The 22080-nt window shown below is 42.9% G+C and carries 16 protein-coding genes and 1 pseudogene; 9 read left to right on the top strand and 8 right to left on the bottom strand.

Annotated elements, in window-relative coordinates; genetic code table 11:
• Positions 1–35: 35 nt before the first annotated feature.
• The 4 genes from slyD to kefG form a co-directional block, all read right to left on the bottom strand.
• Positions 36–566: a peptidylprolyl isomerase gene (gene slyD, locus A1QC_RS01075; RefSeq protein ID WP_017025424.1), complete on the bottom strand. Its 531-nt coding sequence runs from the start codon at positions 564–566 to the stop codon at positions 36–38.
• Between the two features lie 157 nt (positions 567–723).
• Complete coding sequence (locus A1QC_RS01070; protein ID WP_017025423.1) at positions 724–924, bottom strand: YheV family putative zinc ribbon protein; 201 nt, start codon at positions 922–924, stop codon at positions 724–726.
• 26 nt (positions 925–950) lie between these two features.
• Positions 951–2741, bottom strand: coding sequence for a glutathione-regulated potassium-efflux system protein KefB (kefB, locus tag A1QC_RS01065; RefSeq protein WP_017025422.1), 1791 nt, complete (start codon positions 2739–2741; stop codon positions 951–953).
• 22 nt (positions 2742–2763) lie between these two features.
• On the bottom strand, positions 2764–3339 hold the full coding sequence (gene kefG / locus A1QC_RS01060; RefSeq protein WP_017025421.1) for a glutathione-regulated potassium-efflux system ancillary protein KefG: 576 nt from the start codon (positions 3337–3339) through the stop codon (positions 2764–2766).
• 232 nt (positions 3340–3571) lie between these two features.
• Between kefG and A1QC_RS01055 the strand changes: the two genes are divergently transcribed.
• The 5 genes from A1QC_RS01055 (at position 3572) to crp (ending at position 8061) form a co-directional block, all read left to right on the top strand.
• Positions 3572–5479 carry an ABC transporter ATP-binding protein gene (locus A1QC_RS01055; RefSeq protein ID WP_017025420.1) on the top strand — a complete coding sequence of 636 codons (1908 nt, stop codon included), beginning with the start codon at positions 3572–3574 and terminating at the stop codon, positions 5477–5479.
• Between the two features lies 1 nt (position 5480).
• Positions 5481–5948: a TIGR02444 family protein gene (locus A1QC_RS01050; protein WP_017025419.1), complete on the top strand. Its 468-nt coding sequence runs from the start codon at positions 5481–5483 to the stop codon at positions 5946–5948.
• Between the two features lie 33 nt (positions 5949–5981).
• Positions 5982–6197: a YheU family protein gene (locus A1QC_RS01045; RefSeq protein ID WP_017025418.1), complete on the top strand. Its 216-nt coding sequence runs from the start codon at positions 5982–5984 to the stop codon at positions 6195–6197.
• Between the two features lie 120 nt (positions 6198–6317).
• On the top strand, positions 6318–7187 hold the full coding sequence (locus A1QC_RS01040) for a phosphoribulokinase (RefSeq protein WP_017025417.1): 870 nt from the start codon (positions 6318–6320) through the stop codon (positions 7185–7187).
• Positions 7188–7428: 241 nt separating this feature from the next.
• On the top strand, positions 7429–8061 hold the full coding sequence (gene crp, locus A1QC_RS01035; RefSeq protein WP_017025416.1) for a cAMP-activated global transcriptional regulator CRP: 633 nt from the start codon (positions 7429–7431) through the stop codon (positions 8059–8061).
• Positions 8062–8167: 106 nt separating this feature from the next.
• Here the strand turns inward: crp and A1QC_RS01030 are convergent, their stop codons facing one another.
• The 3 genes from A1QC_RS01030 to rph form a co-directional block, all read right to left on the bottom strand.
• A complete protein-coding gene (locus A1QC_RS01030) occupies positions 8168–9373 on the bottom strand; it encodes an aromatic amino acid transport family protein (protein WP_017025415.1) in 1206 nt (401 codons plus the stop codon).
• 312 nt (positions 9374–9685) lie between these two features.
• Positions 9686–10327, bottom strand: coding sequence for an orotate phosphoribosyltransferase (gene pyrE / locus A1QC_RS01025; protein ID WP_017025414.1), 642 nt, complete (start codon positions 10325–10327; stop codon positions 9686–9688).
• Positions 10328–10468: 141 nt separating this feature from the next.
• Positions 10469–11197: a ribonuclease PH gene (gene rph / locus A1QC_RS01020; RefSeq protein ID WP_017025413.1), complete on the bottom strand. Its 729-nt coding sequence runs from the start codon at positions 11195–11197 to the stop codon at positions 10469–10471.
• A 157-nt stretch (positions 11198–11354) separates the two neighbouring features.
• On the opposite strand from rph, the gene A1QC_RS01015 reads away from it, so the two are divergent.
• Complete coding sequence (locus tag A1QC_RS01015; protein ID WP_017025412.1) at positions 11355–12221, top strand: YicC/YloC family endoribonuclease; 867 nt, start codon at positions 11355–11357, stop codon at positions 12219–12221.
• A 66-nt stretch (positions 12222–12287) separates the two neighbouring features.
• On the opposite strand, the gene A1QC_RS01010 is transcribed toward A1QC_RS01015, so the two are convergent.
• Complete coding sequence (locus A1QC_RS01010) at positions 12288–15431, bottom strand: DUF3427 domain-containing protein (RefSeq protein WP_017025411.1); 3144 nt, start codon at positions 15429–15431, stop codon at positions 12288–12290.
• A 358-nt stretch (positions 15432–15789) separates the two neighbouring features.
• On the opposite strand from A1QC_RS01010, the gene A1QC_RS01005 reads away from it, so the two are divergent.
• The 3 genes and pseudogenes from A1QC_RS01005 to A1QC_RS00995 all read left to right on the top strand — a co-directional run bounded on the left by A1QC_RS01005 (position 15790) and on the right by A1QC_RS00995 (position 22025).
• A complete protein-coding gene (locus A1QC_RS01005; protein WP_017025410.1) occupies positions 15790–17868 on the top strand; it encodes a DUF4962 domain-containing protein in 2079 nt (692 codons plus the stop codon).
• Between the two features lie 187 nt (positions 17869–18055).
• A complete protein-coding gene (locus A1QC_RS01000) occupies positions 18056–19405 on the top strand; it encodes a Na+/H+ antiporter NhaC family protein (RefSeq protein WP_017025409.1) in 1350 nt (449 codons plus the stop codon).
• Between the two features lie 290 nt (positions 19406–19695).
• Positions 19696–22025: pseudogene (locus tag A1QC_RS00995) on the top strand (FdhF/YdeP family oxidoreductase).
• Positions 22026–22080 lie beyond the last annotated feature (55 nt).

Genomic DNA, 22080 nt, shown 5'->3' with positions numbered 1-22080 from the left:
ATTTCCTCACCACTTCATCATCAAATCACGAGTGCTTAGTGGTCATGCCCACAGCAATCACCATCGTGCTCATGATCGTGATCATGGCCATGATGTCCACCCGCTTGGTGCACGTGACCATGTGCAATTTCTTCTTCTGTTGCAGCACGTACCGCGACAACTTCAACATCAAACGTTAACGTTTGACCTGCAAGCATGTGGTTACCATCTACAACGACTTCATCACCATCAACTTCAGTGATTTCAACTGGGATTTGACCTTGATCTGTATCGGCTAGGAAGCGCATGCCTACTTCAATTTGCTCAACACCGTGGAAAACATCAGCAGGTACACGTTGTACCAATTCATCGCTGTGCTCACCATACGCATCTTCTGGAGCAATGGTTGCTGTGAATTTATCGCCCGCAGTTTTTCCTACTAGCTCATTTTCCAAACCTGTAATTAGGTTGTTGTGACCATGCAAGTAATCAAGTGGCGCTTCTACAGTTGACTGATCAACCACAACACCATCTTCTACTTTTACTTGGTATGCCAAGCTAACTACAACGTTCTTTTCAATTTTCATATTCGCTCCAAATTCAGATTAAGTGTGGAGAATGAGTGAGCACTTAATCTCTATGTGCAAGATAATGGGGATAAGCACGGCAAATTTCAATTGTTCTACCATGAATATTTTATTTATCTTTATTCATACCTACCATTATTTTAGGTAAATCAAATAATTAATCCGGTTTGAAAATACCAATCATTTGCTCGGATGCACGTGGACTTTTCTCTACTTTTTCTGGCGTTTTTTGCTCAACATAATCGCATTCAACGCACTCGACCACTTCAATCTGGTTTTCTTCCCAGACTCTTAAACTGTCAGCTTGCTTGCACATAGGGCAACTGGCCCCTGCAATAAATCGCTTTTTGGTTTTCATACCAATTCCATTTCTCTTTAGTTTGGTTAATCCCAATGGTTTTGGGTTTGACGTTCGCTTTCCATTTCACGATCAAAAATTTCTTCCAAATCTTTGCGTGCTTCCTTCGCTCTTATTCCCATGTCTTTATCTTCCATGTGTAAAGGCAATAGTTCTTTGAGCATAGTCGTATCCAGTTTTCGGAAATGCGCTTCTGCTCGTTTTGCTTGATGAGGATGCATCCCCAATTGAGTCAACACTTGGCGGCCCAAATCCAACGCACCTAAAAAGGTTTCTCTAGAGAATAAAGTTACACCTATATTCAGTAACTGGTAAGCCTCTACTCGGCTTCGAGCACGAGCTAACACCTTCAAGTTAGGGAAGTGTTGTTTACACAATTCAGCAATTTTTAATACTTCATCGGGTGAATCGGTACAAATGGCTATCGCTTCCGCTTGCTCTGCTCCTGCCGCTCTCAACAAATCAAGTTGCGTTGCATCACCGTAATACACTTTATAGCCAAACTTCCTTAATAATTGAATTTGACTGGCATCACTTTCCAATACCGTGATTCTGATCTTATTCGCATACAGCAAACGTCCGACGACTTGTCCGAAACGACCAAACCCAGCAATGATGACACGAGGCTCTTCGTTTACGACATCAGATTGCATGTTGTCAGTCACATTAATAGTGCGGTTAAACCATTTTTCTTGCGCCAATAGCAACAGCGGAGTGGTCATCATAGACAAGCTCACGACCACCAATAAGAACGAACTCACTTGCGCGCCTAGCAAACCGTGTCCAGTTGCGGCTGTAAATAAAACAAACGCAAATTCACCACCTTGGCTCAAAATGGCGGCCATTCGACTTCGTGCTTTTGCTCTTGTCCCCATTAAACGCGCTAAGGTATACAAAATCAGGCCTTTGATGGTGACTAAAGCAATCACAGCAGCAAAGATTTTAAGAGGGTAATGAGTCAATAAATCTAAGTTCACTGCCATGCCAACTGACATAAAGAATAAACCGAGCAATAAACCTTTGAAGGGTTCAATAGCACTTTCTAACTCGTGGCGATATTCACTTTCGGCCAATAATACCCCAGCCAAAAATGTACCTAACGCCATCGACAGCCCTAATTTTTCCATGATGACGGATATGCCTATCACCAACAATAACGCGGCAACGGTAAAAAGCTCACGTACGCGGCTCATCACCACATAACGAAAAATCGGACGTAATAAATAATGACCACCGACTAACAAGGCAACCACACCGCCGATCATCCACACAGCGTCCAACCAATCGCCGCCGACATTCCCCGCCAGCAATGGCAAAACAGCTAACATTGGAATAACCGCAATATCTTGAAACAGCAAAACGGCAAAGCCTGATTGCCCAGTTTCAGTGCCGGCTAATCCTTGTTCTTCGATCACCCTTAACGCTATCGCCGTTGAAGACAAAGCAAGCCCCATACCGATCACTAAACTATTTTGCCAACTAATACCAAACCAATTGGCAATGGCTGAAATAATTAACGTGGTGACCACCACTTGAGCGCCACCTAAACCTAATATCGGCACGCGCATTTGCCATAGTTTTTTCGGATTTAATTCCAAGCCAATCAAAAACAGCAACAACACCACTCCAAGTTCGGAGAAATGCATCACGCTGTCCACATCACTGATCAGCCCAAGCCCCCATGGTCCAATCACGATACCGGCCAATAAATACCCTAAAACTGAGCCCAGCCCAAAACGCTGTGCAAGTGGTACAGCGATCACCGCTGCCGCTAAAAACACCACCCCACTTTGTAAAAAATCAATTGTTGATGCCATGTACTACTCCCTACTTAGGCGGCTAAAATGGACTCATCAGCCATTGACGATACGCTTGTGCATGTTGAACACGCTCCGCCTGTTCTATATTTCGTGCCCAATACAGCACTAAAGGTTCAACCCAATTCATCTGACATAATTTGGCTGTCAACTCAAATGGTTTCAAAATCTGTTCCAAAGGGTATTGGTTATATCCTCTTGCAGAGAACGCTTCTTTTTGGCCACCAGTTGTAATAACGCTACGCCAAGACTTACCTTGCAATGCTCGACCTTTACCAAAAGCAAAGCCTTTGCCTAACACAGTATCCATCCATTCTTTCATCAGCGCAGGGCATGAATACATAAACATAGGATGCTGAAATACAATCAAATCATGCTCAAGAAGCAAACGATGCTCTGCTGCCACATCAATAAAAAAATCAGGGTAAGCCGCATAAAGATCATGAACCGTCACATGCGGTAAATCTTTTATGGCTTTAATTAAAACTTTATTAGCAACAGAATTATCTGGATCGGGGTGTGCGTAAATAACCAAAATACGAGGCAAGGCCGCCTCTGCTGAATGGTTTAGTTCTTGTTGTAGATTGTTCTCTGCCATCCTGACTCCCACGACATCTGTACTTCAAAATTAGGCTCATCGTTATATAAAGTATAACCACCTCAACAAGCCGATGATTATTAATAACGAGCTTCAACACTTTATCACGTAAATTCATCATATCGTAAATCGTTTAATGATCGACATTTATCCTTGAAACCCCTACTATTCGAGGCGAACTATTACACTCTCGGCTTCGCTTTTCAGACGTAAAACCTTAATTAAGAATCCTATGATTACATTTTCAGATATTCAATTGCTTCGTGGTGGAAAACCTTTACTAGAACAAGCTTCAGCGACCATACATCCGGGTGACAAGGTCGGACTGGTTGGAAAGAATGGCTGTGGTAAATCCACCCTATTTGCTTTACTGAAAAATGAACTCTCAATTGATGCTGGCAACTTTCAAATGCCGTCTCATTGGGAGTTAGCATGGGTAGCACAAGAAACCCCAGCATTAGATCGAGCTGCATTAGAATACGTGATCGATGGCGACCGTGAATATCGCCAACTTGAGCAAGACTTAGCCAATGCAGAATTAGCCGACAACGGCACTTTGGTTGCCGAACTGCATGGAAAGATTGAAACCGTAGGCGGCTATACCATCAAGGCACGCGCCGCGGAGCTATTAAATGGCTTAGGGTTTAGCCAAGAACAAATGCAATGGAGTTTGACTCAATTTTCTGGCGGGTGGCGTATGCGTTTAAACTTAGCACAAGCACTGCTATGTCGCTCCGATTTATTACTACTCGATGAACCGACCAACCACTTAGATTTAGACGCCGTATTATGGCTAGAAAAGTGGTTACAAAACTACCCAGGTACTCTGATCTTAATTTCGCACGACCGAGATTTTCTCGACCCTATCGTTGGGCGTATTATCCATGTAGAAAATCAGCTACTCAACGAATACACCGGTAACTACTCCTCGTTTGAAGTGCAGCGCGCCCAAAAGCTCATGCAACAGCAAGCCATGTACAGCAAGCAGCAGAAGCAAATGTCGCATATGCAAAGCTACATTGACCGTTTTCGCTATAAAGCCTCTAAAGCTCGTCAGGCTCAAAGCCGTATTAAAGCGCTAGAGAAAATGGAAAAAGTGTTGCCTGCTCAGTTTGACAACCCATTCAGTTTTGAATTTCGTGAACCGTCTGCTCTGCCTAATCCCATCATGATGATGGATGAAGTTTCAGCAGGCTATGGCGACAACCTCATCCTTAAACAGATTCGACTTAATTTAGTACCTGGCAGCCGCATTGGATTACTGGGTCGAAATGGCGCAGGTAAATCTACTTTAATTAAATTGCTTTCAGGTGAGCTAAATCCGCAAAGTGGTGACCTCACCTATTCACAAGGGGTGAAAATTGGTTATTTTGCTCAACACCAATTAGAAACCTTGCACCCAGAAGAAACGCCGTTGCAGCACATGATGCAAATTGCTCCAAATCACACAGAGCAACAATTACGTGATTACCTCGGCAGTTTTGGCTTTGTTGGTGAAAAAGCGCTCGACAAAGTCGCACCATTTTCAGGTGGCGAAAAAGCACGTTTAGTTCTAGCGTTAGTCGTATGGCAAAAACCAAACCTATTGCTACTCGATGAGCCAACCAACCACCTTGATTTAGATATGCGTCAAGCACTCACCATGGCACTACAAACCTTTGAAGGTGCCATGGTTATCGTCAGTCATGACCGTTATTTACTGCGCGCCACTACCGATGATTTATACTTGGTCGACTCACAACAAGTCGCCCCATTCGATGGTGACTTAACCGATTATTATAAATGGCTGACCGATCAGCAAAAACAAGACAGAAAAGACGCGCAAGGTGAAGCCGATACCACCCCAAGTACCAATAGCGCAATAGCTCGCAAAGAGCAAAAACGCATAGAAGCCGAATTGCGCAAACAAACCGCACCAATTCGCAAGAAACTGACACAACTTGAAGCAAAAATGGACACACTAGGCGCAGAGCTTGCCGATGCAGAACTGCAATTAGGTGATATATCACTCTATCAAGACGAAAATAAAGCTAAACTAACAGAAGTATTAAACATTCAAGCTAGCCGCAAATCTCAACTTGAAGAGGTTGAAATGGAATGGATGGCATTGCAGGAAGAACTGGAATCATTTAACCAATAATATGAATCAATACTCGCCCCTCCCCCTCACATTAGAACGCTTATGGCAATTCAGTTTGCAGCATTACAGCGTGCGTGACACAAAAGAGGCGTGTTTACACCTGCAAAATCACCATCAAGGTAATGTAAATTTAATTCTGTTATTAAAATGGCTCGATGAACATCAGCTAGCTTTCTCTGAAGATCAGTGGGTTCAATTGGAAGTTGCCATTGAACGCACCGAAAGCTTATTGCATCAATTTCGTTATTACCGTCGTAAAGCCAAACCACATTTGCCCGATACTCTATACAGGGAATCCCTCCAATTTGAACTTCAATTGGAACGGCAACAACAATCTGACTTGGTGACTTGTTTAAATCAACTCACACTTACGCCACAAGCAGGCGTACCGATGAGCCATCAATATTGTTTAAAACAAAACGCCAAACATTTGTGTGAGCACTTTTATTCCACAACAACTCATCCTTAGTTTCTTTATTCACTTCTAATCACAGCAGTATTTATGATTATTCCTTGGCAACAAATCGATCCCGATACCCTAGAAAACCTCATCAAAGAGTTCATTTTACGTGAAGGTACCGATTACGGCATGCAAGAAACCTCTCTTGAAACCAAAATCAAACAAGTCAAAGCTCAACTCCAAGCAGGAAGCATTGCTATTGTCTTCTCTGAGTTGCACGAAAGCGTTGATATTAAAGCGATAAATGAACTGAAATAGCCCTATTATAAATCGATGAAGATGTAGATATTCATCACCACACATTTTCATCGCTATTTATTATTTCTTCACATTCCCCTACACTGGACTTCATTATCGAAGTCTGAATAAAGGATTATCATGTCGGCAAAGCATCCCATTATTGCAGTAACAGGTTCTTCTGGTGCGGGTACCACTACCACCTCTGAAACCTTTAGAAAAATGTTCAATATGATGAATATCAAAGCATCTTGGGTTGAAGGGGATAGCTTTCATCGCTACACGCGCCCCGAAATGGATGTCGCTATCCGCAAAGCCAAAGAACAAGGCAAGCACATCAGCTATTTTGGTCCTGAAGCCAATGATTTTCCGGCTCTTGCTGACTTCTTCAAAAAGTATGGGCAAGATGGTGCCGGTAAAGTGCGCCGTTATCTTCATAGCTTTGATGAAGCCGTACCTTACAACCAAATGCCAGGCACATTTACTCCGTGGCAGGATCTAGCCGAAAACACCGACGTTTTATTCTATGAAGGTCTTCATGGTGGTGTGGTTGATGATGATGTCAATGTCTCTAAGCATGTCGATTTTCTGATTGGCATGGTGCCAATTGTAAACTTAGAATGGATTCAGAAATTTGTTCGTGACACGCGCGATCGTGGTCATTCACGAGAAGCTGTAATGGATTCAATTGTTCGCTCGATGGACGATTACTTAAATTACATCACACCACAGTTCTCTCGTACCCATATCAACTTCCAGCGAGTTCCGACGGTAGACACTTCAAACCCTTTGAACGCTAAAGGCATTCCAAGCCTTGATGAAAGTTTTGTCGTTATTCGGCTGCGTGGTATCAAGAATGTCGATTACCCTTATTTACTGGCCATGATAGAAGGCTCGTTTATGTCTCGTCATAACACCCTAGTGGTACCGGGCGGTAAAATGAGTTTTGCAATGGAACTGATCATTCAACCAATTCTTCATCAACTGATAGAAACTGGGAAAATTGGCTAGCATTGATCAGAATAAGCCGATTACTCTCTATACTGTGAGTTTGTGCACACTTTCATGCCATGAAACCTGCTTATCCATTAATCAAAGTCAAGAAATTGTGATGAGAAAGAGGTAGTATTTAAAAGCGACTGTAAGAGAACTTGCAGCTATAACAATTAACACCTATTCTATTTGACCAGTTAGCCGGTCTCAGGATGAATGACTCAAAACTGAGCAAGCCTTGTAGAGGAAGTAACAAATTATGGTTCTAGGTAAACCTCAAACTGACCCAACATTAGAGTGGTTTCTATCGCACTGTCACATCCATAAGTACCCATCAAAAAGTACTTTGATTCATGCTGGCGAAAAAGCAGAAACACTGTATTACATCGTAAAAGGGTCGGTGGCTGTATTAATCAAGGATGAAGAAGGCAAAGAGATGATCTTGTCTTACTTGAACCAAGGTGACTTTATTGGTGAATTAGGCTTATTTGAAGAAGATCAAGAGCGTACCGCTTGGGTTCGCGCTAAATCTCCTTGTGAAGTAGCAGAGATTTCATTTAAGAAGTTCCGCCAACTTATCCAAGTTAACCCAGATATTTTAATGCGCCTTTCTGCGCAAATGGCAAAACGCCTGCAAATTACCAGTCAAAAAGTTGGCGATCTTGCTTTCTTAGACGTAACTGGCCGTATTGCTCAAACGCTACTAAACCTAGCAAAACAACCAGATGCAATGACTCACCCAGATGGCATGCAAATCAAGATCACTCGTCAAGAGATTGGTCAGATTGTTGGCTGTTCACGTGAAACTGTTGGTCGTATCTTAAAGATGCTAGAAGAGCAAAACCTAATTTCTGCGCATGGTAAAACCATCGTAGTTTACGGTACTCGCTAAACATTAGCGTTTAACTCCGCTCTAAAATACAAAAACCACTGAATGAAAGTTCAGTGGTTTTTTTGTGTTCTTAATTCCAGTAAGAGTTACTACAATCGTTTTACTATTACCCTATCGCCGGTAGCACACCCAGGCTAATCATTACCTGAACCACAATAATCACAATACCCGCAGCAAGCGTCAGCAATAATGCTGGTGTACCACCTGAAACAGTAAAGGCTTGCTTATCTTGATGCAAAGCGCGTGCTTTCATCACCATAGCCACAGGTAACAAGATAGCAAGAATGGCGAGCGCAATGGCCGCATAGCCTAACGCCATAATAAAGCCTTGTGGGTAGAACAAAGCAAAACACAATGGTGGAACAAACGTCACTAAAGCGATACCAACACGGCCACCTTTGGTTTGCCTCTTATTCAAGCTATCGCCTAAAAACTCAAACAAGCCTAAGCTCACACCTAAAAATGATGTAATCAGCGCCAAATCGGCAAACACAGAAACAATCTGAGAGATTACTGAATTATGGATCACTTGAGACAAAGTGCCGACTAAAGAACTGACATCCGTCGCTTGAGAGAGCGTGGCTTGATCAACCACACCTAACGTCGCCAATTGCCATAAAATATAAACCACCAACGGAAGCAAAGATCCGAAAACCATCACCTTCTTCAGCGCTTTCATATCCAATTTTAAATAACGTACCACCGCAGGAATACTGCCATGGAAACCAAAAGAAGTGAAAATAACAGGAAGCGCCGCAATGATTAGCCCTTTCTCAAGTGGCATATTCACCAGGTGAACCGCTTGAATATTAGGCGTTAAAAAGAACAACATCGCAGCCATCGCGATCAATTTACAAGTAAACAAAACACGATTCACCCGATCGACCGACTGAGTGCCAAAAGTCACAATCGAAGCAATCAAGACGGTAAAGATTAACGTACCCACACCATTAGACACATCCAGCGAGAACCAGTTATGCAACTTGGCATTGAATTGACCACCACCACCAGCAATATAAGCTGCGCATAACGCGTAAAACAAAAACAGCATTGCAAAGGTCGCGATCCACTTTCCTTTATCACCAAGGAATTGTTTCGCTAGCGTATGCAAGGTCGCATCGAAATCCGCATGCTGATGCAGCTCCAACATTAACAGAGCGGTATACGCCATTAAGCCCCACATTGCGACCATGATCGCCAGCGAGGTCATAAAACCTAAACCAGCAGATGCAATCGGAAGCGCTAGCATACCTGCACCGATCGTGGTGCCCGCAATAATCAAAGTACTGCCTAAAACCTTTGAATTACTCATTTTTACACTTACCGTCCAAAATAATTTACGACAATTTACCACTTAACTCAGATAAATCGACCTATCAATTCAAAAAAGCAGCCATATTGGGTCAAATATCACACAAAAAGCCAGATAAATTACTGTGTATATTTTTATTTACAGTTTAGAGAAGTCGATTCAATATACGCTTCTAAAAACTTAGGACTCAAAACGGTACTTCCGACAAACAAAAACCCCTCCACTCCTAATGAAATGACGGGGTTTGAAATATTAATAATCACTTTACCGTTTAGCTAAATAGCCAAATAGTCGAAATAATTGAAAGATAGACTAAATACCGTATTGAGCGCGGTAAGCTTTAACCGACTCTAACTGCTCGGCACTGTTGCCTTGCTCTTCAAGATACGTCACTAAATCGCCAAGGCTAATGATAGAAATCACCGCACAACCAAAATCACGCTCTACTTCTTGAATCGCCGACAGCTCGCCTTTGCCTTTTTCTTGACGATCAATCGCCACCAATACGCCCGCTAAGTCTGCGCCATTAGCTTTGATGATTTCCATTGACTCACGAATGGCTGTGCCTGCGGTGATCACATCGTCCACCAGCATAATGCGGCCTTCTAGGGGATTCCCCACCAAGTTGCCACCTTCACCGTGATCTTTAGCTTCTTTACGGTTAAAGCAGTAAGGCGTGTCGATATCATGGTGATCGGCTAATGCAACCGCAGTGGTAGTTGCAATAGGAATGCCTTTGTAAGCTGGGCCAAATAACACATCAAATTGAATGCCAGACTCTGCTAACGCTGCGGCATAAAAACGACCTAAACGCGCTAAATCACGGCCAGTATTAAACAAACCGGCATTAAAGAAATAAGGGCTAGTACGGCCAGACTTTAAAGTAAACTCACCAAATTTTAATACTTCTTTTTCTAAGGCAAATTCAATAAATTCACGTTGATATGCTTTCATGGATAAATCTCTATTTTGGTTCCTAGTCCCTAGTTTTCTAGTTCCTAGAGGGTTTCATCTTCAATTTCAGCTGTAATAAACATAACAGACTCAAACTGTACTCAAAAAAATAGCCCCTCAATGAGGAGCTATAAAAACAAACTATTCTGCCAGAGTGGCTTTTTGCACTGCGATAATATCGTTAATGCCTTTTTCCGCTAAATCCAATAATTGGTTTAACTCTGCACGAGAAAACGCTTCGCCTTCTGCTGTGCCTTGCACTTCAATCATCTTGCCATCTTCCGTCATCACCACGTTCATATCGGTATCGGCTGCTGAATCTTCCACGTATTCCAAATCACACAGTGCATTTTCGCCCAAGATACCAACCGAAACTGCCGCAACATGGCCTTTCATTGGATTTTTCTTCAATTTACCTGAAGCCATTAGTGATTGAATCGCATCGGCCAGTGCTACACTTGCGCCAGAAATAGAAGCGGTACGAGTGCCGCCATCAGCTTGAATCACATCACAATCAACCGTGATCATCATCTCACCAAGAACTTCCAAGTCCACCACTGCACGTAAGCTACGCGCAATCAGACGTTGGATTTCCATCGTGCGTCCACCTTGCTTACCACTTGCCGCTTCACGACGGTTACGAGTGTGAGTCGCGCGTGGCAACATGCCGTATTCAGCCGTTACCCAACCTTTACCACGGCCTTTTAGCCAACCTGGTACTTTTTCTTCAACACTGGCGTTACACAATACTTTGGTGTTGCCAAATTCCACCAAGACTGACCCTTCAGCATAAGCGGTGTAGTTACGAGTCATTTTAATAGGACGAACTTGATCCGCAGCGCGATCGTTTGGACGTAAAGTTGAAGACATAAAGGTATACCTGATTAGCGATAGAATTGGTGGCAGATTATAACGATCTTGCCATCAAAAAGCGATCTTGTCGTGGTGAGTTTGCTCATTTTCACTATGACTTGTGCTAACATAGCCGGTAGAAAATTATCCTTATTCTTGCTTTTAGGAAAGTCCAATGATCTACAGCATGACCGCTTATGCCCGCAAAGAAATCAAATCAGATTGGGGCAACGCAGTGTGGGAAATCCGCAGTGTCAACCAACGTTACCTTGAAACGTACTTCCGCCTACCAGAGCAATTTCGCGGCCTAGAACCAATCTTACGTGAGCGTTTTCGCAAGCGCTTAGCACGCGGCAAAGTGGAATGTCACCTACGTTTTGAAGCCAACTCAAAAGCGCAAAACGATCTTAACATTAATGAAGATCTGGCTAAGCAAGTGATCAAGGCAGCCAATCAAGTCATGTCTCTAACCGGTGAAGAATCTCGCATCAACCCATTCCAAGTGATGAACTGGCCGGGCGTGATGGAAGCACCAGAGCAAGACATGGACACCATTCAAAAAGAATTACTTGAAGCATTTGAAGACGCGATGAGCGATTTCATCGATGCCCGTGGCCGTGAAGGCGACAACATGAAAGCGCTAATCGAGCAGCGTTTAACCGCCATTACCGAACAAGCCACCAAAGTGCGAGCTCGCATGCCTGAGATCTTACAATGGCAACGTGATCGTCTCTTGAAAAAATTCGAAGAAGCCAGCATTGAACTCGACAGCTCACGCGTAGAGCAAGAGCTGATCTTACTGGCACAAAAGTCAGACGTTGCAGAAGAGCTAGACCGCCTTGATTCTCACGTAAAAGAAGCCACCAACATCATGAAAAAAGGCGGCGCCTGTGGCCGTAAACTCGATTTTATGATGCAAGAATTTAACCGTGAAGCAAATACACTAGCGTCTAAGTCAATCAGTACCGATGTCACGGCATCGGGTGTGGAATTGAAAGTCTTGATTGAGCAAATGCGTGAGCAGATTCAGAATATTGAGTAATCAATAGCACTGTAATCTATACTAAATGAGCCCTCTTTGTTGAGGGCTTTTTGTTGTTTTTAGCAGTTACCCCACCGCCAACTTAGCTGCTTGCTTCCACATAAATGCAGGCATTTCATGTTTGAGTTGCCATGTGATGCTCATTGGTTTGCTGCCCGAATGAGACACATAATCTACTTCACCAAAATTCACAAACCCCATTGTGCGGCCATATTCATCTTTTGATTGCTCTCGCACAAACAATACAACCCGTTTACCTGTGACTTTATGTTCGATATAACTCAGCCCTTTTCCACGATCTGGTCTTGCACTGTTTTGTGATTGCCAATGAAATAAATGCTCACTGATCGCGTAATCGTGGTACATGGTGGTTGGCGAAAATTGCTTCTCATTTTTATTTAAAGTTACAAACAACAACTCAATATTTTGATCTTTTAAATCCAGCACGCCTTCACGAGCAGAAGAACGAGTTTCAAAAGTTGAAGCAGTAAAGCCAGATAGTATTTGTTCACGTGTATAACGCGCATGGATCTGCAAAGGCGATGCAATATCCTCTGACATGGGAACTTGTTGATGAGAAATGCGATTGATTAACATGGTTAATACATCTTGCAATTCAACTTGAAACTCTGGGTGGTGCAGTGTACGTAAACTTTGTTCTAATGTCGCAAAACCCATTTTCTGACCAGATTCTTGCCAAAAATCATAATGACACATCAAAGCCATTCGCTTATCCATCTCATCGGTTAAAACAAAATCATGACAAACAAGTTGATAAACAAACCTCAAAAACTGGTAGCAATCACAAGTTAAAAAGCGAGTATTGATCGCTTTATAATACGCTTTAGCTAATACGTTTTCTGATTGCTCACGAACATGATGAGGGAAGGCTTCCATTGTAAGTTCATTCCACCCACCTCTTTTATAAAGGTCTTCAAGTGAAATATGAGGGTGCATTTTTAAAAAATGTTCGAGCGTTAACGTTAAATCATAATGATGAGGAAACTGCCGGATCAAAGCGATCAAACGCGACTTATTCAATATAGCCTGTTTAATATTAGTCAACACCATCGCTTGGGTACGTTTCGAGAGTTCGATTCGACACCCCAAAGGGGCGTGTGGGAAGCCTTGTTTAATTTCATCACTGATGGCGTGGTTGGTTTTTCCCACCAATGATCTAAATTTATGTGAAAAATCGTATTCAGGCCGTGAGTTACCGACAAAATCGAGCACAGTACAACATTGCTTTTCATCGGCTAAGCGTAAACCACGCCCAAGTTGCTGCAGAAAAATAGTCAGGCTTTCGGTTGGTCTTAAAAACAATAGCGTATCAACTTGTTTAATATCCACACCTTCATTGAAAATATCAACGACACACAAGATATTCACTTGGCCACTTTCTAGCATTTGTTTTTTCAACTGACGATCTTGCGAGTTATCACTCGTCAGTACATCGCTATTAATGCCTTTCAATAAAAATTGTTGGCACATGTAATTAGCATGTTCTTTACTCACACAAAAGGCTAACGCTTTGATATTGCTTATATCCGTGACAATTTCGTCCATGCTTTGAACAATTTTATCCACTCGCTGTTGATTGTGAGTATAAAGATTTGTTAACTGGGAAATATCATAACGACCGCGGCTCCAATTAATGCTTCTCAAGTCGGTATCATCATCAATGGCAAAGTATTGAAATGGACACAAATGTCGATGGTTTATCGCTTCTGGCAAACGAATTTCAGCCGCGATGACACCACCAAAATCCTGCACAATATCACTACCATCGAGCCTCTCAGGTGTTGCGGTTAACCCTAATAGAATATGAGGTTCAAAATAGTTAATAAACCCTCGATAACTGGTTGCGGAAATATGATGAGCTTCATCAATCACAATGTAGTCATAATAATCTTTCGCTAAACGTAAATCTTCCAATTGATTATTAAGGCTTTGTACTGATGCAAACAATTGACGATAGTGCGTAGGCTTTTCACCATTACCCAATAACTCACCAAAAGATGAGTTACGTAGCACCGCACGAAAAGAGGCTTGCGCCTGTCTTAATATTTCATCTCGGTGAGCGACAAATAAAAAAGTTGCATCAGGCTTTTGCTTGATAAAGCGTGCAAAGTCAAAAGCCGAAATTAACGTTTTCCCAGTCCCCGTTGCTGCGACCACAAGGTTTCGAAAGCGTTGATGTAACTCCCTCTCAACCGAGAGTTGTTCTAATATTTCTTTTTGGTGGGCATAAGGTTGTATATCAAAGAAATAAGCCGTTTGATTCGTTGAGCCCACTTTCGCTACATTTAATGCATTAACTAACTTTTGCTTACTTTCTACTTCACCATCAAAATACTCAAATTCATCCGATTGCCAATAGGTTTCAAATGTACTTAACGATTTATTAATGACATGCGGTATTTCTTGTGAAGTGATCTTTAAATTCCATTCCAAGCCACTAGTTAAGGCAGAAAAAGACAGGTTTGATGAACCGATATAACCGGTATGAAAACCAGTATCCCGCATAAACAAATAACTTTTGGCATGCAGCCTTTCACTGTTGGTGTTGTAACTCAGTTTAACTTCGGTATTCGGTAGGCTTGCTAAAAACTCAACCGCTTTCGCATCGGTCGCCCCCATATACGAGGTAGTAATAATTTTCAGCTCTCGACCACTACGCGTGAACTCTTCAAGCTCCTTACGAAAAACTCGGATACCGGTCCATTTAATAAAAGACACTAACCAATAAATTTTATCTGATGACAATATCTCTCGTTTTAATTCAGATTCAAGAGACAACCCGGCATTACTGCCACAAAATAATTCACTTTGGGTCAAGCCAGTCAAGGGGAATACATCTTGAGAATATTGCTTTAAATTGGCCGCAATTGGGTTATCTAATTCATAAAGAGAAGTGAGAATGCGACCTTGGCTATCAAGCAAGTTTTCATCAATGAACTCATCATCAGAAATTTTATCTTTTAACCACAGTAATAACTGGTTGGAAAATTCAATCTGCTGCTGAACTTGATTCTGACCAGAAGGAATCGTATTGATCGCGTATTGCAATATATGAGATAAAAAACGTGAAAGCCAAACAGACGCTTCACTGGCATCTAATTCTCGCTCCCCTACATAAAAACGATCACGATCTATTCTGCTTTCAATGAGCTGTGTAATTAACTGCTCATAAATTCCAACCTGTTGCATAACGATCCTTTTATTCTAGGTTAACGCGATCAATTTATTGGTGTGTGCTTATTCAGCAATTAGATTTTTTGCCAGTATCACCAAACATTAAGGTCTAGATATTATCATTCTATCGATAATGATATGTAGCCCGATAACTCTAAAACTAGACTGACACATTCACTCCTCCTTACAAAGATCCCCCTCACCAAAAACCAACTTCTGTTCAAAATTGAGAGCTATCTTTTATATCTTCATTTCTATTTGTACTACAATAGCACTATTGTTTTTAGTAAAATGACCAGTGCCTACATTTGTTACCGTTCATTCGCTAATAAAGCTAGGTATTATCAATCTATATTTGAGTAAGAGAGTAATTATGAGTAACCAAAAGTCTCTTGATGCGATCAGGAAAATAAAATTAGAGAACGATACCTCGGCAGGTAACTTAGTTGACATCATGCCAATTGAAGTACAAAAACGAGATTTTGACTTATCTTTTCTTGATAATTTGAGCGAAGCCCGCCCACGTCTTCTTATTCAAAGTAAAGATCTGGCTGCCTTTAAAGCCAAAGTAAAAGAAGATGAATCATTCTGTATGTTTGATGATTTCTTTAATAACTCAACCGCTAAATTCCTAGATACCGAACCTTACGATGAGCCTCAAGCTTACCCAGAAGAAACCGTCGGTAAAGCTTCTTTATGGCGTCCTTACTGGCGTCAGATGTATGTGGATTGCCAAATGGCGATGAACGCCACTCGTAACCTTTCGATTGCCGGTATCGTTAAAGAAGACGAAGAACTTATTGCCAAAGCGAAAGCATGGACATTAAAACTGGCCACTTATGATCCAGATGGTGTCACCTCTCGTGGTTATAACGATGAAGCGGCATTCCGTGTTATTGCGGCGATGGCTTGGGGTTATGACTGGCTACACGCCTACTTCACCGATGAAGAACGCCAAACGGTTCAAGATGCTTTAGTGGTACGTCTCGATGAGATCATGCACCACCTTAAAGTCACCGTTGATCTACTGAACAACCCACTAAACAGCCACGGGGTTCGTTCTATTTCTTCGGCGATCATCCCAACTTGTATCGCGCTCTACCATGATCACCCTAAAGCAGGTGAGTACATTGCCTACGCTCTAGAGTACTACGCGGTTCACTACCCACCATGGGGCGGTGAAGATGGTGGCTGGGCAGAAGGCCCAGATTACTGGAACACTCAAACGGCATTCCTAGGTGAAGCGTTTGATTTAATGAAGAGCTACACCGGCATTAATCTGTTTAACAAAACGTTTTACGAGAATACCGGCGACTTCCCGCTTTATTGCATGCCGGTTCACTCTAAGCGCGCAAGCTTCTGTGATCAGTCATCTATCGGTGATTTCCCGGGTTTAAAATTGGCTTACAACATTAAGCATTATGCTGGTGTGAACCAAAAGCCAGAATATGTTTGGTACTACAATCAATTAAAAGATCGTGATACAGAAGCGCATACTAAATTCTATAACTACGGTTGGTGGGATTTTGGTTATGACGATTTACGCTTCAATATTCTTTGGGATGCGCCACAAGAGCAAGCACCATCAAATGATCCTTTGCTGAAAGTCTTCCCTATTACTGGTTGGGCCGCGTTCCATAATAAAATGACGGAACGTGATGAGCATATTCATATGGTGTTCAAATGCAGCCCATTTGGCTCGATCAGTCATTCACATGCCGATCAAAATGCTTTCACCCTGCATGCCTTTGGTGAAACGCTGGCTTCGGTTACCGGTTACTACGGTGGCTTTGGTGTTGATATGCACACCAAATGGCGTCGTCATACTTTCTCTAAAAACCTGCCATTATTTGGTGGCAAAGGTCAGTATGGTGAAAACAAGAATACCGGCTTTGAAGCGCACCAAGATCGTTACTGTATTGAAGCCGGTGGAAACATCACCGATTACGATACCGAGTCTGATGTGAAATTTGTTGAAGGTGATGCCACTGCGTCGTATCAATACTTTGTGCCAGAGCTGGAGTCTTACAAACGTAAAATTTGGTTTGTGAGAGGCAAAGTGTTTGTGATGCAAGACAAAGCAAGCTTGAGCACAGAGCAAGATCTCACTTGGTTAATGCACACCACCTTCACCACTGAAGTAGCCGATAAAGGCTTTACGATTTTAGGTGAAAAGGCGCACCTTGATGTGTCATTCATTAATGACAGTGCAGACAATATTCTTTCCGTTAAGAATGTTGAAGGCTTTGGTGAAGTTGATCCGGCTGAGTTTGCCGATTTAGAAGTGCATCGCCATGTTGAAGTTGAATTCAAGTCAGCAAAAGAGCACAACATCCTAACCTTGCTGGTTCCCAATAAGAACAATGGCGAGCAAGTGACGGTTGCACATCAAATTAAAGGTAACACGTTAGAGCTAACGGTGGATGGCGAAGTCGTTACGATTTCACTGTAAACCAATCGCTTTCATTTGAGCATTGAGACCACTGCGCGATGCCGTGGTCTTTTTTTGTCTAAATCATGCTCCCCCAAATCAGCACCCAATACGCAAATAAGCATCCAGACATTTAGACGTCTAAATTTGACATTTATCGCTTTGCCCTTTACTCTGCGCGCCCTGTTGATTTTTTATATGGTGCAACATGTCAGAACCTTCTCACTCTTCTCAACACGCTTCGGCATTGGCTTTATTGCCGCTTGGTGTTTTTCTGGCTTTGTTCATTGGCGTTGGTGCCTACTTAACCTACCAAGGCGTCGATTTCGCTTTCTACCAATTACCAGCCCCCATTGCGACGTTACCCGCGATCATTGTGGCGATCATTTTAAGCAAAGAAAAACTCAACAAAGCGATTGAACAGTTTTTACGTGGCGTGGGGCATCCCGATATTATCGCCATGTGCATGATTTATTTATTAGCCGGCGCCTTTGCTGCGGTAGCCAAAGCCTCGGGTGGCGTTGATGCCACGGTTAATCTTGGCTTGTCGTTAATTCCAACCAGCATGATTTTGCCGGGTATTTTCTTAATTTCGGCATTCATTGCCACCGCAATGGGCACCTCAATGGGCACAATAGCCGCGGTAGCACCAGTTGCGATGGGCATTGCTCACTCAGCTGGAATGAGCCTGCCCTTAACCGCAGGCGTCGTTTTAAGTGGCGCAATGTTTGGCGATAACTTATCGATCATTTCCGACACCACCATTGCCGCCACGCGATCACAAGGCTGTGAGATGAAAGATAAGTTTCGCGAAAACATTAAAATTGCCTTACCTGCCGCTTTGATTGCTATGGTTATTTTTTCGTTCAGTAGTGCCGCAACTCAAACCCCAGAAACCGGCTCAATAGAGTGGTTAAAGGTATTGCCTTATATCACCATCTTAATTTTGGCCGTCTCCGGTTTGAATGTATTTGTGGTGTTGTCATTCGGGATTATTTTAGCCGGTATGGTTGGCATGTATTCATTGCCGGATTACTCCCTCACTCACTTGAGCAAAGATATTTATGCCGGTTTTGGCAACATGCAGGAAATCTTTTTACTCTCGATGCTGATTGGTGGCTTAAGTGAATTGATGCGCCAACAAGGCGGCTTAACCTTCTTAACGCAACAAGTGAGTAAAATCATTCATCGCTTTGGGAGTAAACACTCACCTCGCGCTAATTCCCGAGCCAGTGAATTGGGGGTTGCCGCATTGGTGACTCTCACCAACTTTTGTACCGCCAATAATACCGTTGCGATTATCGTTTCAGGCAGTGTCGCGCGTGAACTGTCACAAGAAAATGGTGTGAGCCCTCGACGTTCGGCGAGTATTTTAGATATTTTCTCGTGTGTGACTCAAGGCATCTTGCCGTATGGCGCTCAAGTGTTATTACTTGGTTCTGTGTTTGGCTTGTCCCCTTTAGCCATTGTCGCCAATTCTTACTATTGTTTTATTCTTGCAGTTTGCGCGGTGATCGCCGTGTTGGTCGGTAACCGTAAAGCGTCGCTTCACCAATAATCCATTCGCTAATCTGTTCTCTATTAGCACGTTTTTTCTAATTAAATGAATAATTAAATAAAACGTGCTGATTTCTCTGTTTTCAAATTTTTCTTTATTTATAGTTTTATCAGTTATTTGCATTCCGCTTGTTTTATCTTCCCTCAAAAATCCCGACCGTTCTCATTTGTTGCCTTGAATCAAACACAGTTTAGGGTGTATCTTTTAAAGCATAAAAGCCAATTACACTTTCAGAGTTCCCTTTCTTATCATCGAACTCGTTTACTTTTACCTCCACAGAGGATGCTTTCATGGCTATCAAAAAATATACTCACGCCGCAGGTGGTTGGGGGCCTTACTCAGTACCAGTAAACATTTATTAAAAAGTGAAAACGTCGCTAAAAACATTCGTAATTTACTGCGCACCAACCAAGATAAAGGCTTTGATTGCCCGGGTTGTGCATGGGGTGAAGACGGTGAAAAAGGGTTTTTCCATTTCTGTGAAAACGGAGCAAAAGCGGTTAATTGGGAAGGCACCAGCCGCCGAGTCGATGGCAAATTTTTCGCTGAACACCCTGTAAAATGGCTTCGCCAACAAAGTGATTATTATCTTGAGTATCAAGGTCGCCTTAATCAGCCGGTTCGCTATAACGCACACACTGATCACTATGAAGCCATTGAGTGGGATGACGCGTTCGCTTTGATCGCCAAGCACTTAAAGCAATTAGATTCCCCCAATCAAGCCGAATTTTACACATCAGGTCGAGCCAGTAATGAAGCGGCATTTTTGTATCAGTTATTTGCGCGCTCAGTCGGCACCAACAACTTTCCCGATTGCTCGAATATGTGCCATGAAGCAACCAGTGTCGCTTTAGCGCAATCTATTGGTATTGGTAAAGGCACCACGCGAATGGACGATTTTGCCAAGGCTGATGCCATCTTCTTATTTGGGCAAAACCCAGCTACTAATCACCCACGAATGATGGATACCTTGTACAAGGCCTCGCGTCGTGGTGCTTCGATTGTCTCTTTTAATAATCTAAAAGAACGTGGTCTAGAACGTTTCACCAATCCACAAAATAAAGTTGAGATGATCACCAATGGCTCAACGCCAATCAGCGGCCATTACTTCACTCCTAAATTAGGTGGTGATATGGCGGCCATCCGCGGCATGGTTAAAGCGCTATACGCAGTCGACAAGCAGCAGTTGGCTCAAGGTCAAGACTCTATTTTCGACCATGATTACATCGAAAAACACACTAACGGCATGCAAGCTTATTTAGAACAAGTCGATGCCACCAGCTGGGCCGAAATTGTCGAGCAATCAGGGCTTTCTCAACAACAATTAGAAACCGCAGCCGACACTTATCGCCAAGCTGAACGCGTCATTATTACTTGGGCGATGGGCATTACTCAGCACAAACATTCAGTTAAAACCATTCAAGAAATGGTGAACCTGCAATTATTGTTCGGTCAGATTGGTAAAGAAGGCGCTGGCGTGTGTCCGGTGCGTGGTCACAGTAATGTGCAAGGCGATCGCACCGTGGGGATTAACGAAAAACCATCTGCCGCTTTTATTGCCAAATTAGAAGAAGCCGTTGGATTTAAAGCCCCAACCGAGCCCGGCCATAATGTGGTGGAATCGATAAAATCCATGCTGGCCGGAGAAAGCAAAGTCTTCATTGGTTTAGGTGGTAACTTTGTCTCCGCAACCCCCGATACCAGACTCACCCAACAAGCTTTAGAAAGCTGCAATTTAACGGTCAGTATTGCTACGAAATTAAACCGCACTCATTTATCGCCGGGTAAAGATTCCTTGATTCTGCCCTGTCTTGGTCGCACTGATGTCGACTTACAAAAAGGCGGGCAACAATGCGTGACAGTTGAAGATTCATTTAGCATGGTACACGCCTCTTATGGCGCGGTTGAAAATGACAAGCACAATAACGATCAAGGCGAGATGCGATCTGAACCGGCGATCGTAGCAGGCATGGCTCAAGCAACCTTAGGATCCTCACCAGTTGATTGGTTATCCCTGATTGAAGATTACGATCGCATTCGATCATTAATCGAAAAAGTGATCCCAGGGTTTAGTGGCGTCAATGAGAAGATCAAGCAACCGGGCGGCTTCTACTTGGGCAACTCAGCGCGTGATAATAATTGGCAAACTCAAAGTGGCAAGGCGGAATTTAACGCTCATTCATTACCTGAACACTTACAACCGGCAACATTGCGTAAAATGAGCGACCAAGCCGTATTTGTGCTGCAAACCATGCGCTCTCATGATCAATACAACACCACAGTGTATGGTTTTGATGATCGTTATCGCGGCGTATTCGGTGAACGTAAAGTGCTATTTATGAATAAGAAAGACATTGAAGAGTCTGGCATGCAAGCCGGTGATCGTGTCGATATTCGTTCTTTGTATGCCGACCAGCATGAGCGTGAAATTTACGGTTTTAAGTTGGTGGAATACGACATTCCAGAAGGCAATATTGCAGCCTACTTCCCTGAAGCAAATCCTTTGGTCGCTTTGCATGACAGTGGAGATCTAAGCCATACGCCAGTATCCAAGGCAATTGTGGTGACGATAAAGCGCAGCGCAAAAACCACCGAAAATATTGATGTCGTCTCTTATTAGCGATTCATACATCGGTCAGTATTGCGTTAATAACAGCCAATAAATCAAGGCAGAG

The sequence above is a fragment of the Vibrio rumoiensis 1S-45 genome, assembly GCF_000286955.2.
In the GTDB taxonomy this organism is placed as follows: domain Bacteria; phylum Pseudomonadota; class Gammaproteobacteria; order Enterobacterales; family Vibrionaceae; genus Vibrio; species Vibrio rumoiensis_A.
This window is presented reverse-complemented; position numbering and strand designations above follow the sequence as displayed.

Bases quoted from the DNA above. Each gene is read 5' to 3' on its own strand.
- slyD (WP_017025424.1), bottom strand. From the start codon at position 566: ATGAAAATTGAAAAGAACGTTGTAGTTAGCTTGGCATACCAAGTAAAA.
- A1QC_RS01070 (WP_017025423.1), bottom strand. From the start codon at position 924: ATGAAAACCAAAAAGCGATTTATTGCAGGGGCCAGTTGCCCTATGTGC.
- kefB (WP_017025422.1), bottom strand. From the start codon at position 2,741: ATGGCATCAACAATTGATTTTTTACAAAGTGGGGTGGTGTTTTTAGCG.
- kefG (WP_017025421.1), bottom strand. From the start codon at position 3,339: ATGGCAGAGAACAATCTACAACAAGAACTAAACCATTCAGCAGAGGCG.
- A1QC_RS01055 (WP_017025420.1), top strand. From the start codon at position 3,572: ATGATTACATTTTCAGATATTCAATTGCTTCGTGGTGGAAAACCTTTA.
- A1QC_RS01050 (WP_017025419.1), top strand. From the start codon at position 5,481: ATGAATCAATACTCGCCCCTCCCCCTCACATTAGAACGCTTATGGCAA.
- A1QC_RS01045 (WP_017025418.1), top strand. From the start codon at position 5,982: ATGATTATTCCTTGGCAACAAATCGATCCCGATACCCTAGAAAACCTC.
- A1QC_RS01040 (WP_017025417.1), top strand. From the start codon at position 6,318: ATGTCGGCAAAGCATCCCATTATTGCAGTAACAGGTTCTTCTGGTGCG.
- crp (WP_017025416.1), top strand. From the start codon at position 7,429: ATGGTTCTAGGTAAACCTCAAACTGACCCAACATTAGAGTGGTTTCTA.
- A1QC_RS01030 (WP_017025415.1), bottom strand. From the start codon at position 9,373: ATGAGTAATTCAAAGGTTTTAGGCAGTACTTTGATTATTGCGGGCACC.
- pyrE (WP_017025414.1), bottom strand. From the start codon at position 10,327: ATGAAAGCATATCAACGTGAATTTATTGAATTTGCCTTAGAAAAAGAA.
- rph (WP_017025413.1), bottom strand. From the start codon at position 11,197: ATGTCTTCAACTTTACGTCCAAACGATCGCGCTGCGGATCAAGTTCGT.
- A1QC_RS01015 (WP_017025412.1), top strand. From the start codon at position 11,355: ATGATCTACAGCATGACCGCTTATGCCCGCAAAGAAATCAAATCAGAT.
- A1QC_RS01010 (WP_017025411.1), bottom strand. From the start codon at position 15,431: ATGCAACAGGTTGGAATTTATGAGCAGTTAATTACACAGCTCATTGAA.
- A1QC_RS01005 (WP_017025410.1), top strand. From the start codon at position 15,790: ATGAGTAACCAAAAGTCTCTTGATGCGATCAGGAAAATAAAATTAGAG.
- A1QC_RS01000 (WP_017025409.1), top strand. From the start codon at position 18,056: ATGTCAGAACCTTCTCACTCTTCTCAACACGCTTCGGCATTGGCTTTA.